The 13,837-nt window shown below is 46.0% G+C and carries 16 protein-coding genes and 1 tRNA gene; 10 read left to right on the top strand and 7 right to left on the bottom strand.

Translation table 11 applies throughout. The annotated features are described in order from the left end of the window. Window positions 1-201 precede the first annotated feature (201 nt). Window positions 202-1,107, bottom strand: coding sequence for an IS5-like element ISMte1 family transposase (locus Mpt1_RS04240; RefSeq protein WP_048112468.1), 906 nt, complete (start codon window positions 1,105-1,107; stop codon window positions 202-204). Between the two features lie 163 nt (window positions 1,108-1,270). Continuing rightward, on the bottom strand, window positions 1,271-1,723 hold the full coding sequence (locus tag Mpt1_RS07915; protein ID WP_394295797.1) for a very short patch repair endonuclease: 453 nt from the start codon (window positions 1,721-1,723) through the stop codon (window positions 1,271-1,273). Between the two features lie 87 nt (window positions 1,724-1,810). On the opposite strand from Mpt1_RS07915, the gene Mpt1_RS04230 reads away from it, so the two are divergent. Genes Mpt1_RS04230 through Mpt1_RS04220 form a run of 3 tightly spaced genes read left to right on the top strand, consistent with a single transcriptional unit; the run spans window position 1,811 to window position 2,469 of the window. Further along, window positions 1,811-2,071: a hypothetical protein gene (locus Mpt1_RS04230; RefSeq protein ID WP_082007244.1), complete on the top strand. Its 261-nt coding sequence runs from the start codon at window positions 1,811-1,813 to the stop codon at window positions 2,069-2,071. A gap of 5 nt (window positions 2,072-2,076) precedes the next feature. Beyond that, entirely contained in the window at window positions 2,077-2,328 is a 252-nt protein-coding gene (locus tag Mpt1_RS04225; protein WP_048112480.1) for a 50S ribosomal protein L37ae, read from the top strand. Between the two features lie 9 nt (window positions 2,329-2,337). After that, a complete protein-coding gene (locus Mpt1_RS04220; protein ID WP_048112478.1) occupies window positions 2,338-2,469 on the top strand; it encodes a DNA-directed RNA polymerase subunit P in 132 nt (43 codons plus the stop codon). Window positions 2,470-2,526: 57 nt separating this feature from the next. Here Mpt1_RS04220 and Mpt1_RS04215 read toward each other — a convergent pair whose 3' ends face one another. The 5 genes from Mpt1_RS04215 to Mpt1_RS04195 form a co-directional block, all read right to left on the bottom strand. Continuing rightward, entirely contained in the window at window positions 2,527-3,105 is a 579-nt protein-coding gene (locus Mpt1_RS04215; protein WP_048112476.1) for a hypothetical protein, read from the bottom strand. Further along, window positions 3,102-4,490: a hypothetical protein gene (locus Mpt1_RS04210; RefSeq protein WP_048112474.1), complete on the bottom strand. Its 1,389-nt coding sequence runs from the start codon at window positions 4,488-4,490 to the stop codon at window positions 3,102-3,104. Before Mpt1_RS04210 ends, Mpt1_RS04215 begins: the two co-directional genes overlap by 4 nt. Then, entirely contained in the window at window positions 4,477-5,622 is a 1,146-nt protein-coding gene (locus Mpt1_RS04205; protein ID WP_202965133.1) for a DNA cytosine methyltransferase, read from the bottom strand. Before Mpt1_RS04205 ends, Mpt1_RS04210 begins: the two co-directional genes overlap by 14 nt. Window positions 5,623-6,021: 399 nt before the next feature. Then, window positions 6,022-6,600, bottom strand: a complete 579-nt coding sequence (locus Mpt1_RS04200) for a hypothetical protein (protein ID WP_048112472.1) — start codon at window positions 6,598-6,600, stop codon at window positions 6,022-6,024. Between the two features lie 209 nt (window positions 6,601-6,809). Continuing rightward, the gene (locus Mpt1_RS04195; protein WP_048112470.1) at window positions 6,810-7,220 is read right to left on the bottom strand and encodes a tetratricopeptide repeat protein; all 411 of its coding nucleotides are present in this window, start codon (window positions 7,218-7,220) and stop codon (window positions 6,810-6,812) included. 113 nt (window positions 7,221-7,333) lie between these two features. On the opposite strand from Mpt1_RS04195, the gene Mpt1_RS04190 reads away from it, so the two are divergent. The 7 genes from Mpt1_RS04190 (at window position 7,334) to Mpt1_RS04160 (ending at window position 13,809) form a co-directional block, all read left to right on the top strand. After that, the gene (locus Mpt1_RS04190) at window positions 7,334-8,239 is read left to right on the top strand and encodes an IS5-like element ISMte1 family transposase (RefSeq protein ID WP_048112468.1); all 906 of its coding nucleotides are present in this window, start codon (window positions 7,334-7,336) and stop codon (window positions 8,237-8,239) included. A 190-nt stretch (window positions 8,240-8,429) separates the two neighbouring features. Beyond that, complete coding sequence (locus Mpt1_RS04185) at window positions 8,430-9,182, top strand: 30S ribosomal protein S3ae (RefSeq protein WP_048112466.1); 753 nt, start codon at window positions 8,430-8,432, stop codon at window positions 9,180-9,182. 64 nt (window positions 9,183-9,246) lie between these two features. Continuing rightward, a tRNA-Met gene (locus tag Mpt1_RS04180) sits at window positions 9,247-9,351 on the top strand. Window positions 9,352-9,451: 100 nt separating this feature from the next. After that, on the top strand, window positions 9,452-10,579 hold the full coding sequence (locus Mpt1_RS04175) for a PDDEXK nuclease domain-containing protein (protein ID WP_202965132.1): 1,128 nt from the start codon (window positions 9,452-9,454) through the stop codon (window positions 10,577-10,579). An 80-nt stretch (window positions 10,580-10,659) separates the two neighbouring features. Then, on the top strand, window positions 10,660-11,307 hold the full coding sequence (locus Mpt1_RS04170; protein ID WP_048112464.1) for an ATP-binding protein: 648 nt from the start codon (window positions 10,660-10,662) through the stop codon (window positions 11,305-11,307). Window positions 11,308-11,326: 19 nt separating this feature from the next. After that, complete coding sequence (locus Mpt1_RS04165; protein ID WP_048112462.1) at window positions 11,327-12,499, top strand: ArsA family ATPase; 1,173 nt, start codon at window positions 11,327-11,329, stop codon at window positions 12,497-12,499. Between the two features lie 227 nt (window positions 12,500-12,726). After that, window positions 12,727-13,809 (top strand): PDDEXK nuclease domain-containing protein, encoded by a 1,083-nt coding sequence (locus Mpt1_RS04160; protein ID WP_048112455.1) that lies wholly within the window; start codon window positions 12,727-12,729, stop codon window positions 13,807-13,809. Window positions 13,810-13,837: the final 28 nt, after the last annotated feature.

Here is a 13,837-nt window from a genome sequence, read left to right as displayed (position 1 = left end):
AGCAATTGACCAAATCACTGGTACACTAACAATTATATTGTAAAATTACAATGTCACAGCATAGCTTGCTTGGTGTTACAGTGGACTTCAAAGATATCTTGGAAAAATACCGCACTTTTTCTTATTCAGAAAGCGACAAGGGAACGAAATTCGAAGAGCTGATGGCAAGATATCTTCAGGTAACTGTGTTTCATAATTCATTCACATACCTGCCGCCTTCATCATATTAAAGCACTCGATGCTCCTGGAGATCTCCGCCACCATGTTCTCGAACGTCTTCGAAGAAACGGATTCTCCGAACATCCTCTTGAGGTCGGAGAAGACCGATTCCACTTTCCATCTCATGTTATAGCCGTACCTCTTACGCCACTCGTCCTCGCCTATTGCGTTCCTCTCCCGTACATGCGCGCTTCTCACGGTGCATCCTCTGGATGTCGTCGAAGCATTCTTCCTGATGTGGGCTATGAACTCTATCTTCCTCTCCCTCATCCCATTCCAGTTCTTCCTCGTGTCATACGCCCCGTCCGCAAGCACCTTCGCTATCCCGTGGCCTGCGGCCAAGGCCGCATCCACAAGTGCCAGCAGGTGCTTGGCATCGCTTGATCGTTCGTCCGTCGCCACGAATGCGAGGATCTCGTTCGTCTCCACATCAGAGAGAATGTGAAGTTTAAGCCATCCTTTGTGCACCTTCCACTTCTCCCTCATCCATCCTCCCCTGACGGTGACCTTTATCCCTGTACTGTCGACCGCAACGATCCTCTTGCGCGCGGTCGCCTTGATACCGGCTGCCGCTTCCAGAGAGGTACAGCGCCTCCAAAGCGTCGGATAGCTCGGCACCTCTATCCCGATCAGATCGAACACGGGCTTGAAAAGACCCTCCAGCATCCTGAAGGGGATGCCCGTGACCGTCCTGACCCTGGAAACATAAGATATCAGAGCATCCCCGTACAAACGCGGCCGTCCTCGTTTCTTTTCATTCGAACCTATCTCATCCAGATGCTTAGGGACCCATGAAAGGTCCCAAAATATCCTTCCCCGTTCGACAAGTCTTTGGTTATACTCATCCCAATGTCTATTATACTGTCTGTCCCATCCCATCTCTGCCATCGTCTGGCTCCTGCTTTCTCACAAGCACCGGACGATGGTCCTCTGAAAATTAATCACCATCGGTCAGCGGGCCAACGAATTATGAAACACAGTTTGGTGCAGGGGCCCTTACATATTAGGTGGCTGTTGCATTTAAAGTCGATACTTGACCAATATTCCCTAATTAAGACCTTTTTGCAGTGATTTTACAAATTTCATTGATGAAAAACACTAGTCGATAGCAAAAATAGAGTCGCCGTTGCTCAATGCTACATGCAATCCTTGAGACTACTTCGTCTATTTTTCCATTGATTTCGCATTCCCACACTACAAGCACCGTCCAACCCATTTTTTGAAGTTCTTTAGTATTTATAGAATCGCGTTGGGTATTTCTTTCAAATTTTTCAATCCAATAATCAGTATGTGTTTTAGGTATGGGGATATTGCAATAAGGACACCGGTGCCAGAAACATCCATTTACGAATATGGCAATTTTCATCCCAGGGTATGAAATATCTGGTTTTCCAGGCACCTTCCAGTGAACACGATACCCTGGGTAACCTGCAGATCTGAGGGCTTGGCGCAGCAATAACTCTGGCCCAGTATTAATCCCCTTATTAGATTTCATCGATTTCAAAACTGATTCGGATGTTGCCGTGGGTATGGGGCTGTTCAAATTATCCTTTATTATGAAAAGCAGAAAAGATATTTTAGTGTATTTACCATGTGCGAGAACAAGCCATTACCGGTCACATGCACACCCGTCTCCGTTACATCTGTTAAAATAGGAAATGATTTAATACTTGACCCAAATTTCGACGAAGAGATGATCTCATCTGTCCGCCTGACCGTCACCACCGACAACGATGGCAACTTCAGGGCCATGCAGAAGGGAGGAAGGGGTTCGATCACACGCAGCGAACTCAGCCTCTGTCTTGACAGGGCCGTAGAGAAAGGAAAGGCCATAAGAAAGATCATAGGGTGATACAAATGGCAAAAGGAACAAAGAAAGCAGGTACGTCCGGAAGGTTTGGTGCCAGATACGGTGTGGTTGTCCGTAACAGGGTCAAGAACATCGAAGCACATCAGAAGGCAAAACACGAGTGCCCCGTCTGCCACCACATGTCCGTGAAAAGGGTAAGTTCCGGGATATGGGAATGCAGGCACTGCGGCGTAAAGTTCGCAGCGGAGGCATACAGCCCCAAGACGAAGAAAGAACTATCCCAGGTATCGGAGCAGTAAGGGATATACATGTACAGATGCGCAAAATGCAACGAGCCTATCAGGAACGTGAACGCCCTGGGACTCCAGTGCGAGAAATGCGGGTCTAAGATCTTCTTCAAGGACAGACCGAACGTGAAGAAGGTCCTGAAATCCGACTGATATGTTCACCGCCGAGATTAGAACCCATTGACTTCAAGTTATCTTTATATAGTCAATTCACGGAAATTGCCCTATTAACATCTCGCTCAGAGCAGAAATGGACCAAACCTGACCTAGATTACTATACTCAAAATTTTTTGTCACTGTGTTCCATTGCATTAGACCCAAAAAATGCACCGCTTCTTTCCCATTTGCCTTTATTCTGATGACCTTTGAGGCATCGATTTCGGAAACTAATATATTAGATAGTCGACTGCTTGCACCAGCATCGATATTGACCAATAAACCAAACTTCGCATCTGAAACCACACAATACCCTAATAGCTGCGACCATTCTGCCAGACCTACATTTTCGCGCAATTTTACTTCTATTATTACGATCTCAAATTTTTTTCCATCGGTTACGACTCCAAAAATATCGAGGTTAAGGGGCGGGGTGTTACGACTGAATGCTTGAAGGCACGCGCATTTTTGAGGATGTTCGGAGATTAGTTCCTTTATCTTTGATGTCAGTTCTCCGCTTTTCCAGTAGAGTGAGATGTCACTTTTTTTCTTAATAAGAAAGTTACTCTTTAGTTGCGCTTCAATGAAAGCCGTTATCTCTTCATAATGCGCGACTTCGTTCTTCTTTATCATCTCAAATCTTCCTCCTTTATCGGCATTACAGAAAACTTATAGGGATTGTCCGGTGACATGAGAATAAGTTTTTTGTATACCTTAGGATTACTTGCACCAACAAGCGCCGAATATCCTCCCATGGACAATATCAGGGGCGTCAACAAATCAGGTAACATAATTTCAACAGATGCAGAGGGATTATTTGCCTGATATTCATCTAGGACATCAGGCATTTTACCAGGGCGTTTGCCACCCAATTGACCCAATTCTGCAGCAGATAGAAATGTGACGGCCTTCATTACCTGATTTATCGGATAACCTGCAACCTCATCTACTGCAAAAACTAGCTCATTTTTGTTTTTTTGATATATCTCGTTAAGTTCTGATATTCTAACAAGACGTTTGGAATAGACCCTATCGCCAAAAATTGGATTCTCCTTTATTATTTTGGATATTTCGATATTTGTTCCTTTAACCAAAACGGGAAATGGATTGATGTAATCCTCTGCATTGCTGATTAGCCCCGAGATTCGAGTGTACGGCGCATGTTCGCAACCCATTACAGCACATACATGCTTGTTATGGAGATAATGTCCATTCCTTATAGTTTCCGGCAATAGGCTGCTATTCTCATCGCAATGAACACAAGAAACTGTGGGACGATCCACTGTGCGGTATTCACAGGGCATTGCAGTATTTTCTTTTGCTTCCAAATCCATATTTTGACTCATAGAGTTGACTTTCGATGTAAAGGTGAAGGATCCGAATTTATCATACTGATCAATATACACCCGTATCTTGAACCCCTTCTTCCATTTTTTATAGAATGGGTTGCTTTTACAATGAAAATTTGGATGATTCCAGAGAATCTGATCTGGAAAGCAGTTTATACTGTGCAATAGCTTGCATAGTGAACACACAAACCCGAAACCGAACCCAGACACTTCGAACGAGACCATCTGTTTATCGTTAGTGAACCGCCTATGAGTTGAGTTTGTACTTGCGATAGTGTCTGCCAAACCTGCTATAAAGCGGCGTTTAAGATTATCATCTAATAAATCTAGAGCTATCTTGTCTATTTCGACATTTTTCCGCAGCTCCCCCTCACATTTAATGCCGTAATGCTCCAAATCGGACCTTATTTCGGTCAAGTCACCTTCACAGAGGATATTCCACTCGCCGCTCTTTTTTGTTTCATATGATACAGAAACACCGTAGACGGCTCTAAACAACGGGCTAACGTGTTTCAGAATGTCCTTTGAAATGAGACTGGCTCGCTGCGGGTCCTCCTCAAACGAACCCCATTGTCTATATGGTAATCTTATTCTAAACACATCTTCTGCGTTGCCCCATATCCCGCCACCGACTACCAGTCCTATGAGATATGCCTTATCTGTGTCCATCTGTATCCCCCACTGCGAAAACCTGCTCCATAATCGCTGTTGCAATAGTTTTTGCTAGCATCACAGGAACGGCGTTTCCAATGACCTTGTACATTGCAGTAACATCTTTCGCGCTGCCATCAAAAAACACGAAATTATCTGGGAATGTCTGAATACGCGCAACCTCTCGAATTGTATATCTTCTATTTTCAGTGGGGTGGATGATGCCACAGTTTTCTGGCTGGGCGGAGGCCGTGATAGTCCCATTTATTTCATCGCGGGAGAAACGCCTATAAAAATTTGGGGAACGGTACTTTTTCATGTCATCTCTTATTTTCTTAAACCGCGGTGCCAGGTGCTCATATGGCACATCCTTCCATGAACCGCCTTCTGGAATGTACTCAATCATCTCTGATGCTTGAGGAGAAAGGCTCCAGTGTACTTGGTTTGGGACCCCCGCGGGGATATCTAAAACATACCTCAGCGTTAGGTTACTGTTTTTATTTTGTTTATCCGGAAATGTAAATTCCTTTTTCAGATCCTTCCTAATGCCAACGAAGACAACTCTTTGTCTATTTTGAGGAACGCCGTAATCCGATGCATTGATTAACAAATGCTTGACGTTATATCCCACTCCGTTTATAGTTGATAAGTCTTCTATTATTACATCGACAAGGTTGCGACCATCGATATATTTTGTCGATAATAGTCCTTTGACATTCTCGAAAACAATTACTTTCGGCATCTTACTTTTTATTACCCGAAGACATTCCTTATATAACATCCCTCTCGAATCGTGAACGCCCTCCCTTTTTCCGGCATTTGAAAACGGCTGACATGGGAAACCGGCCGTGAGTATGTCGCCGTCCGGGATTTCGCTTTCGGGCACACTCAATATGTCCCTTTTATCTATCTCGCCAATGTTTTTCTCGTAGACTGCTTGAGCATCTGGATCAAAATCATTTGCCCATACCCTTTGGAATCCAGCCATCTCAAAGCCAAGATCGAGTCCCCCACATCCGGAAAACAAGGAAATCAGTCTCGGCCCACCTTCATTTTTCTTAACTCTCGGGGACGATTCCCCCATCGAAAAAGTATCCATTGACGCCGTCTGTTTCTCTACACTAGAATTACAGACCTCATCTGCTGGCATCAACACATCCCTCCACATATTACTATGAAGATATCTTGCCTTATAAAGTTTAGGAGGAGAGGTCACCGAAACTGGTCCATTAAAAACAACAATCATCCTATGTTATAGTGCTAACAAGAGAACAGAAAGATCGATTAGAAAAAGAGACACCCAGACATATAAACTTGCCCACATAACACAGGTATTCCTAGGGACGTTCTTGTTAGTTTATAGCAATAATTAGAAACCGAAAGTAACCAAAGGTTGTAAATCGCTATACTTCGCAACATAATCTGATTTTGAGGCCATCAACGATGTAGTCTGGATGGGCGATGATAATAACGTTTGCCATCTGATATGATTGGATTGGGGCGACCTCGCTCCTTGAGTCAAAACCTTTCCCTGACAATATTATTTTCATCATTTTTCATCACATGCAAAAGGAGATTTGTTCGTGTCCATCCGGTTCAATTCAAATTCAGTATAATCTATGAAACCGCAGTTCCTTATCTGATCCAAATGTGAATCTTTTCCGCTTTTAGCCAATTTTTCATATTTGATGTATATTCCGCCGCTTTTTACTTTATCATTTATGAATTCGATTTTTTCGTTCTTACTTTGTTCTTGCAGTTTGTCTAGCGTTGATAGAAGGATGCGTATTTTGACAACTTTTTCAAATTTGTCTACGAAAACAAACGCTACCGCAGGTATCAAACCAAATGTTTCTGCCGTTCTTCTCAGTTTATCTATGTTGTCCTGAGAAAAATTGAATCCTTTGCTTTCAGTATCAGGAATATTTCGTCCTTTTACAGAGATCGCATATCTTTTTTCGGGGTTGTTTCTCTCTGCTGCGATCAGGTCGGCGCCCACGTGGTCTATCAAAGCAACGGACATTCCCCTCTGCCCGAGCAAATACATTACCAAACCTTCGGCAAAATCGCCAAATTGTTTTGGCAGTCTTCCGTCCTCATCTTTTATTCCTTCACAAAAAATACTCATCTTGGTCCTTCCTCTTTTTTTTCTTTTTTTATCTAATCTGAAGATTACGTCTGCTAATTCCTCATCAGTGAGCCCATATCTTCTTTTTTCTCATTGAACGTCAGATCGGAACCAATCCCCATTTTTCCCTCAATTATATCATCGCAACTGCAGATTTTCTTTGTGCACAATGTTCACAAAGTGCGACATGAGCGTTCATAGCGGCCATCTTATTCGCCCCTTTTCTTCCCTTTTTCTAGGGACCTTAACCGAGATTCAGCGTCCCTGTCTCCTCCCTCTGCGGCAAGACGATACCATTTTTCCGCTTCCTTTTCATTCTTTTCAACAGACCCTCCGTACTGATAAAAATGTCCAAGCATGAATTGGGCTTTTGTTACTCCGTTTTCAGCAGACTTTTTAAGCCATTTGATTCCTTCGGCACCATCTGTCTTTAAACCTCCGGCAGATATCATTTCGATTCCTTTTTCTGTCCGTATTCCAACAGACCAATTGTAAATGTATAACAGGCCAAGTTTATACTGAGCAAAGGGATCCCCTTTCTCCGCCGATGATTTATGTAATTCGAACGATTTTGTATAGTCTTGTTCGACACCCCACGCCCATCTGTAGAATACTCCCATAATAAATTGCGCCCCGGGAAACTGTGTTTCATAATTCGTTGGCCCGCTGACCGATGGTGATTAATTTTCAGAGGACCATCGTCCGGTGCTTGTGAGAAAGCAGGAGCCAGACGATGGCAGAGATGGGATGGGACAGACAGTATAATAGACATTGGGATGAGTATAACCAAAGACTTGTCGAACGGGGAAGGATATTTTGGGACCTTTCATGGGTCCCTAAGCATCTGGATGAGATAGGTTCGAATGAAAAGAAACGAGGACGGCCGCGTTTGTACGGGGATGCTCTGATATCTTATGTTTCCAGGGTCAGGACGGTCACGGGCATCCCCTTCAGGATGCTGGAGGGTCTTTTCAAGCCCGTGTTCGATCTGATCGGGATAGAGGTGCCGAGCTATCCGACGCTTTGGAGGCGCTGTACCTCTCTGGAAGCGGCAGCCGGTATCAAGGCGACCGCGCGCAAGAGGATCGTTGCGGTCGACAGTACAGGGATAAAGGTCACCGTCAGGGGAGGATGGATGAGGGAGAAGTGGAAGGTGCACAAAGGATGGCTTAAACTTCACATTCTCTCTGATGTGGAGACGAACGAGATCCTCGCATTCGTGGCGACGGACGAACGATCAAGCGATGCCAAGCACCTGCTGGCACTTGTGGATGCGGCCTTGGCCGCAGGCCACGGGATAGCGAAGGTGCTTGCGGACGGGGCGTATGACACGAGGAAGAACTGGAATGGGATGAGGGAGAGGAAGATAGAGTTCATAGCCCACATCAGGAAGAATGCTTCGACGACATCCAGAGGATGCACCGTGAGAAGCGCGCATGTACGGGAGAGGAACGCAATAGGCGAGGACGAGTGGCGTAAGAGGTACGGCTATAACATGAGATGGAAAGTGGAATCGGTCTTCTCCGACCTCAAGAGGATGTTCGGAGAATCCGTTTCTTCGAAGACGTTCGAGAACATGGTGGCGGAGATCTCCAGGAGCATCGAGTGCTTTAATATGATGAAGGCGGCAGGTATGTGAATGAATTATGAAACACAGTTCCTGCACCAATAATCTATAAATATAAGCGGTACCAACCATTTTGTACAATAATTTCCTTATTATGATATTCAAAAACACGCTGGCTACATTGGGATTTTTCAATTATTTCTAACAAACCTATTAATACAACCAGTGAATCATCATCGTATTCGAATCATGGAGGATTCTGATGGCAGCAGCAAAAAAAGCAAAAGGAGCCGCAGGCCGTAAGGTCAAGGACAAGTGGAAGGCAAAGGAGTGGTACAACGTACATGCTCCTAAAATGTTCAATGAAATGGTAATAGGAGAGACTCCCGCGGCAGACCCCGCACTTCTTATCGGAAGGACCGCCGAGGTCACGGTCCAGGATCTCACCGGCGATTTCTCGAAGATGCACATAAAGCTGAAATTCAAGATAACAGGGACCGACGGCCACGAAGCAAAAACAACATTCATCGGCCACGATCTCACTTCCGATTACGTCCGCAGGCTCACCCGCAGGAAGAAGACCAAGACCGACCACGTCGTTGATGTCTTGACATTCGACAACTTCACATTCAGGGTCAAAACGATGAGCATCGCCGAGAGGCGCATCCAGTCCGCACAGGAACAGGGTATGAGGAACATGATCGAAGAGACCCTCATGCGCATGGGCGAAAAGATGACCCTTTCAGAGCTGGTAAAATCCATCATCTCGGGAGAGATGGGAAAGGAACTCGCCAAAGCCTGCCGCGTCGTGATCCCGATGAAGAGGATCGAGATCCGCAAATCCGAAGTGCTTAAGCAAGGTTCCGGAGAGCCGGAGTCTATAATCGAGGCGACGGCTCCCGCCAAGGCGGAAGAAGCTACCTCGGAGATATCGCTTGAAGAGCCCGCTTCCGATGAGGCCGACTCCGAAGAGTCGGACGAAGAGGAATCGGAAGAAGCTCCCGAACAGGAATAAACACAAAACCGTTCGGGGTCCTCCAAAACTTATTAAACAAAAACTCATTCCCAAACTCAATTATGCCGAGCTGGCTCAGCCTGGTGGAGCGTCGGACTCATAGGGTTCTGGTCAACAGACCTCTTCCAGGGAAATCCGAAGGTCAAGGGTTCGAACCCCTTGCTCGGCACTCCCACTCCTCTATGCCTTTATTGTAAAAATGGAAATGCAGTATAACTGTAGCTTTCCTGTTTTATAAGCAGAAACAAACTGAATGCATTTCGATGCAAATGGCTATACATTGTGTAAAGAAGAAAAAAGAAATAATGGGCAGCGAATTGGTAAAATACAACTCTTTTATCAGGGATATCAAAGATCTTGTTCTCCGTCATCAGTATGATGCGATGAAAGCAGTCAATCTTGAGCTGATGCAGCTTTATTGGGAGATCGGCAGAGAGATATATTGTCAGCAGCTTGAACACGATTGGGGAGATTCAGTGGTAGAGGTCCTGTCAAAGGAGCTTCAGAAAGAGTTTCCGGGCGTCCGCGGATTTTCAACCCGTAATCTCTGGTTAATGCGAAATTTCTTCATCGAATATTCACGGCCAGCAATTCTGCAGTCATCAACTGCAGAAATGGAAACACCAATTCTGAAACCATTCATCGCAGAAGTTAAAAAGGCAACCCTGCCACCATTTATGGCAGAAATAAGTTGGTCAAAGAACTACATAATAATGCAAAAGTGCAAAACCCCCACAGAACGAGAATTCTATACGAAAATGACGAAACATTATGGTTGGACCAACGAGGTATTGATAAATAACATAGAGAACAAAGCATTCGAGAAATATCTAACAAACCAAACCAACTTCGACGAGACCGTACCTGAAAAATACAGGTTTCAGGCAAAGCTTGCGGTCAAGGACGACTATAATTTCGATTTTATCGAAATGGGTATCGAGCACAGCGAAGCTGAACTTGAAAGGGAAGTAATCAACAACATTCAGGCATTCCTATCTGAAATGGGCGGTTATTTCAGTTTCATAGGCAGCCAACATCGTATAGATGTTGACGGTGATGACTATTACATAGATCTTCTGCTGTATCATAGGCGGCTACGCTGCCTCATTGCAATCGATCTAAAGATCGGAGAGTTCAGGCCGGAACACGCTGGCAAGATGCAGTTTTATCTTTCTGCACTCGATGAGACGATGAAACTGCCCGACGAGAACCCCTCAATCGGCGTGATAATATGCAAAAGCAAGAGCCGCACGAAGGTAGAGTACACACTGCGTTCCACCAGCAAGCCGATAGGGGTGGCGACATATTCGTACTATGATAACATGCCTGATGAAATGCGCTCTATGCTCCCATCGCCGGAAAGGATAGCGGACATTGTCCGCAATATGAATCCATAAGCGTTCAGGATGTTTGTTGATATGTGAGAACCAACTCCTCAATATAAGGTTATATTAGTCCCCAGCCGCATGTCCCCTTCATGTTAAAGGGCATTGTTATCGATGAATCCAAATGCGACGGATGCGGACTCTGCGTAGAAGCCTGCCACGAAGGGGCGCTTGCCATAGTGAACGGCAAGGCAAAGATGGTCAGGGAAGACTTCTGCGACGGCCTCGGCCACTGTCTCCCCGCATGTCCCAGAGGTGCGATATCATTCATCGAGATGTGCGGCTGCGAGACGCCGAAGATAGTGACGCCCGGTGTATCTAACCGATCAATTGTATTCGACACCGTTGCCAACAACGTCTTCGGGCCCGGCTCCGGAGAGCTCAGGCAATGGCCGGTAAAACTGAAGCTGATCTCGGCCGCATCTCCGATATTCAGAGGGGCCGACATCCTTCTCGCAGCGGACTGTTCCGCATTCGCCTACTCAAAGATACACGAGGAAATGATCAAAGGGAGGGCGGTGGCGATATGCTGTCCCAAGTTCGAGACCGGCCTCAAAGAGAAGCTCACGGAAGTGATAAAGAACAGCGATCCGAAAAGTCTGACCGTTGTAAAGATGACGGTACCCTGCTGTTCTCTCAACAAGGTCGCACACGATGCAATCGCCGATTCCGGCAAGAACATACCGCTGAAGATAATCACTCTTGACCAGAGAGGGTGTCTGGTAAGGGTCGAAGAGTGAGTACGATAAAGGAACGAACATGAGGATAATAATCTACAACGGGAAAGGCGGGGTGGGAAAGACCTCCGTCGCAGCCGCAACCGCACGCAGAAGTGCGAAAATGGGCTACCGCACAATGATCATGAGTGTGGACACCGCACACTCTTTAGGAGATTCACTTGATGTTAAACTTTCCTCGGAGATCGTCAATGTGGAGAAGAACCTCGACGCATTGGAATTGAACATAATCCATGAGATGAGGACCAAATGGTCAAGCATAAGGGATTACATCTCGGCGTTCATGCTGTCCCAGGGCGTGGAGGACATCTCCGCGGAGGAGATGGCGATACTTCCGGGAATGGAGATGGTCGCCGCTTTGTTCTACGTTCTGCAATTCAAGGACAGCGGTTCGTACGACGTAGTGATAATCGACACGGCGCCGACCGGCGAGACGCTCAGACTCTTAAGCTTCCCGGACGTATCGAACTGGTACATCGACAAGATCTTCGGGCTGCTGAAGAGGATGGTGTCCATTGCGAGAATGACCGTCGGCAGAATGATCGATATACCGCTCCCTTCGAAGGAGGTCATGGAGAGCATCGAGGACATCAAGAACAACATGGAAAGGGTAAAGGAGATACTGGAAGATCACGAGAACACGACGATAAGGCTTGTTCTGAACCCAGAGAGGATGCCGATCAATGAAACAATGCGTTCTTACACCTACCTATGCCTTTACAACAAGACCGTTGAGTGTCTGATAGTCAACAAGGTCCTGCCCGATGACGTCGACGGCAGTTTCATGAGAAAGAAGCTCGAGGAACAGGAAGGCTACATGAAGATGATACACGAGGCCTTCGAGCCTCTGAAGATAATGTACGCTTATCAACTTCGGACTGAACTCAGAGGGTCGGAGGGCCTTGATGCGATGGCCGACATGATATTCGGGGATTCGGATCCCACGGAGGTCTATGCGAGCACGAGCCCCATGCATTTCACCGCCGAAGGCGACATCGACAAACTGCATGTAATGATGCCGTTCGTCGAAAAGAAGGAGATAGAGCTGTTCAGAGGGAACAACAGCTCGATCATCATACGGGCCGGCTCCCAAAAAAGAGCGATCGCTCTCCCAATGACCCTGGTAGATGCGGAGATGCTCGGCGCAGAGTTCGACGGCGCGGAGCTTGTGGTCAAATTCAGAAGGAAAAAGTAAAAAAATACCGCTGGCTCATTGATGTTTTTGTACTTTCGGTACTTTCGGACACCCCCCTGGAGGACTTATATACTATCAGCGCCGTAAGAAAAACAACAAGTGAAACGGGTCTCCGAACCAGCCGTTACAATGCCCCGAAGGGGCGTTTAGAGAACGGTCAAGAACAGGGATGCTGCGGCGACGCGGCATCGCCATTTTTGTAAAAGCTTGCAAAAGGAGACTCAGCTATGACAAAAACAAGCAAAGAAAAAGAAAATTCGGCCGTTTCAACAAGCAACATCTTGGACGATGCAAAGCAGATAATCGAGGACTCGCGGCGTACGGCATATCGTGCCGTGAACACAGCATTGGTCCAACGGAATTGGTTATTAGGTAAGCGCATCGCCGAGGAAGAATTGCACGGCGATCGCAAGACCGATTATGGAAAGGACATAATCAACAAGCTATCTAAAGAGCTGACATACCTATACGGCAAAGGATACTCAGAGAGCAATTTGTATTACTTCACACAGTTCTATAAAATATACCCAGACATTTTCCACTCAGCGTGTGGACAATCTTTACCACTCTTGCCATGGTCCCATTATCGTACTCTGGTGCAAGTAGAAGACAAAAAGGCCAGAGATTGGTATCTGAAGGAAGCTTCAGAACAATCGTGGAGTGTCGAATCACTAAAGAGGAACATATCATCACAGTATTACTACCGGTTGCTGAGTACACAGAACCCGGCGCCAACAGATCAGGAAAATAAAGAAATAACCGAACCGTACAAAAGAGACGCGCTGGATTTCGTAAAAAATCCGGTTTTGATGGAATTCTTCGGTTCGGATCGGAACGTCAAGATCAACGAATCTCGTCTTGAGAGCCGCATCATCGGGAATATGCAGAAATTCTTGTTGGAGTTAGGAAAAGGCTACGCTTTCATCGCACGTCAGCAGCGTATTCAGACGGGAAACCAAGTATATTTCATCGATCTGGTCTTCTATAATGTATTCATGAGGTGTTATGTTCTTGTCGATCTGAAAACGTCAAAGGTCACACCTCGCGATATCGGTCAAATGGATATGTACGTGCGCTTGTACGACGAATTCAGAAAAACGAGCGAACAGAATCCGACGTTGGGAATAATAATGTGCAGCGAAACCGATTCAGACGTCGCGCACTATTCCATGCTGAACGGGAACGAACAGCTCTTCGCAACTAAATACATGACATATCTCCCTTCCGAAGAAGAACTGCGTGCGGAGATAGAGGCTCAGAAGAAGGTGTTCTTCCTTCAATTGTCAGAACCCAAGGAGGGACACGGCTGAGCAAGCAAACTGTTTAAGAGATATGACC

Origin of the sequence: Candidatus Methanoplasma termitum, from assembly GCF_000800805.1 — an archaeon.
GTDB classification, from domain to species: Archaea; Thermoplasmatota; Thermoplasmata; order Methanomassiliicoccales; family Methanomethylophilaceae; genus Methanoplasma; species Methanoplasma termitum.
The sequence above is the reverse complement of the archived record's forward strand: the minus strand, read 5'-3'. Positions and strand labels throughout refer to the sequence as shown.

What these genes read in the sequence shown, in the direction of transcription:
- Mpt1_RS04240 (WP_048112468.1), bottom strand. Translation starts at nt 1,107, where the DNA reads ATGGCAGAGATGGGATGGGACAGACAGTATAATAGACATTGGGATGAG.
- Mpt1_RS04230 (WP_082007244.1), top strand. Translation starts at nt 1,811, where the DNA reads ATGTGCGAGAACAAGCCATTACCGGTCACATGCACACCCGTCTCCGTT.
- Mpt1_RS04225 (WP_048112480.1), top strand. Translation starts at nt 2,077, where the DNA reads ATGGCAAAAGGAACAAAGAAAGCAGGTACGTCCGGAAGGTTTGGTGCC.
- Mpt1_RS04220 (WP_048112478.1), top strand. Translation starts at nt 2,338, where the DNA reads ATGTACAGATGCGCAAAATGCAACGAGCCTATCAGGAACGTGAACGCC.
- Mpt1_RS04215 (WP_048112476.1), bottom strand. Translation starts at nt 3,105, where the DNA reads ATGATAAAGAAGAACGAAGTCGCGCATTATGAAGAGATAACGGCTTTC.
- Mpt1_RS04210 (WP_048112474.1), bottom strand. Translation starts at nt 4,490, where the DNA reads ATGGACACAGATAAGGCATATCTCATAGGACTGGTAGTCGGTGGCGGG.
- Mpt1_RS04205 (WP_202965133.1), bottom strand. Translation starts at nt 5,622, where the DNA reads ATGCCAGCAGATGAGGTCTGTAATTCTAGTGTAGAGAAACAGACGGCG.
- Mpt1_RS04200 (WP_048112472.1), bottom strand. Translation starts at nt 6,600, where the DNA reads ATGAGTATTTTTTGTGAAGGAATAAAAGATGAGGACGGAAGACTGCCA.
- Mpt1_RS04195 (WP_048112470.1), bottom strand. Translation starts at nt 7,220, where the DNA reads ATGGGAGTATTCTACAGATGGGCGTGGGGTGTCGAACAAGACTATACA.
- Mpt1_RS04190 (WP_048112468.1), top strand. Translation starts at nt 7,334, where the DNA reads ATGGCAGAGATGGGATGGGACAGACAGTATAATAGACATTGGGATGAG.
- Mpt1_RS04185 (WP_048112466.1), top strand. Translation starts at nt 8,430, where the DNA reads ATGGCAGCAGCAAAAAAAGCAAAAGGAGCCGCAGGCCGTAAGGTCAAG.
- Mpt1_RS04175 (WP_202965132.1), top strand. Translation starts at nt 9,452, where the DNA reads ATGGCTATACATTGTGTAAAGAAGAAAAAAGAAATAATGGGCAGCGAA.
- Mpt1_RS04170 (WP_048112464.1), top strand. Translation starts at nt 10,660, where the DNA reads ATGTTAAAGGGCATTGTTATCGATGAATCCAAATGCGACGGATGCGGA.
- Mpt1_RS04165 (WP_048112462.1), top strand. Translation starts at nt 11,327, where the DNA reads ATGAGGATAATAATCTACAACGGGAAAGGCGGGGTGGGAAAGACCTCC.
- Mpt1_RS04160 (WP_048112455.1), top strand. Translation starts at nt 12,727, where the DNA reads ATGACAAAAACAAGCAAAGAAAAAGAAAATTCGGCCGTTTCAACAAGC.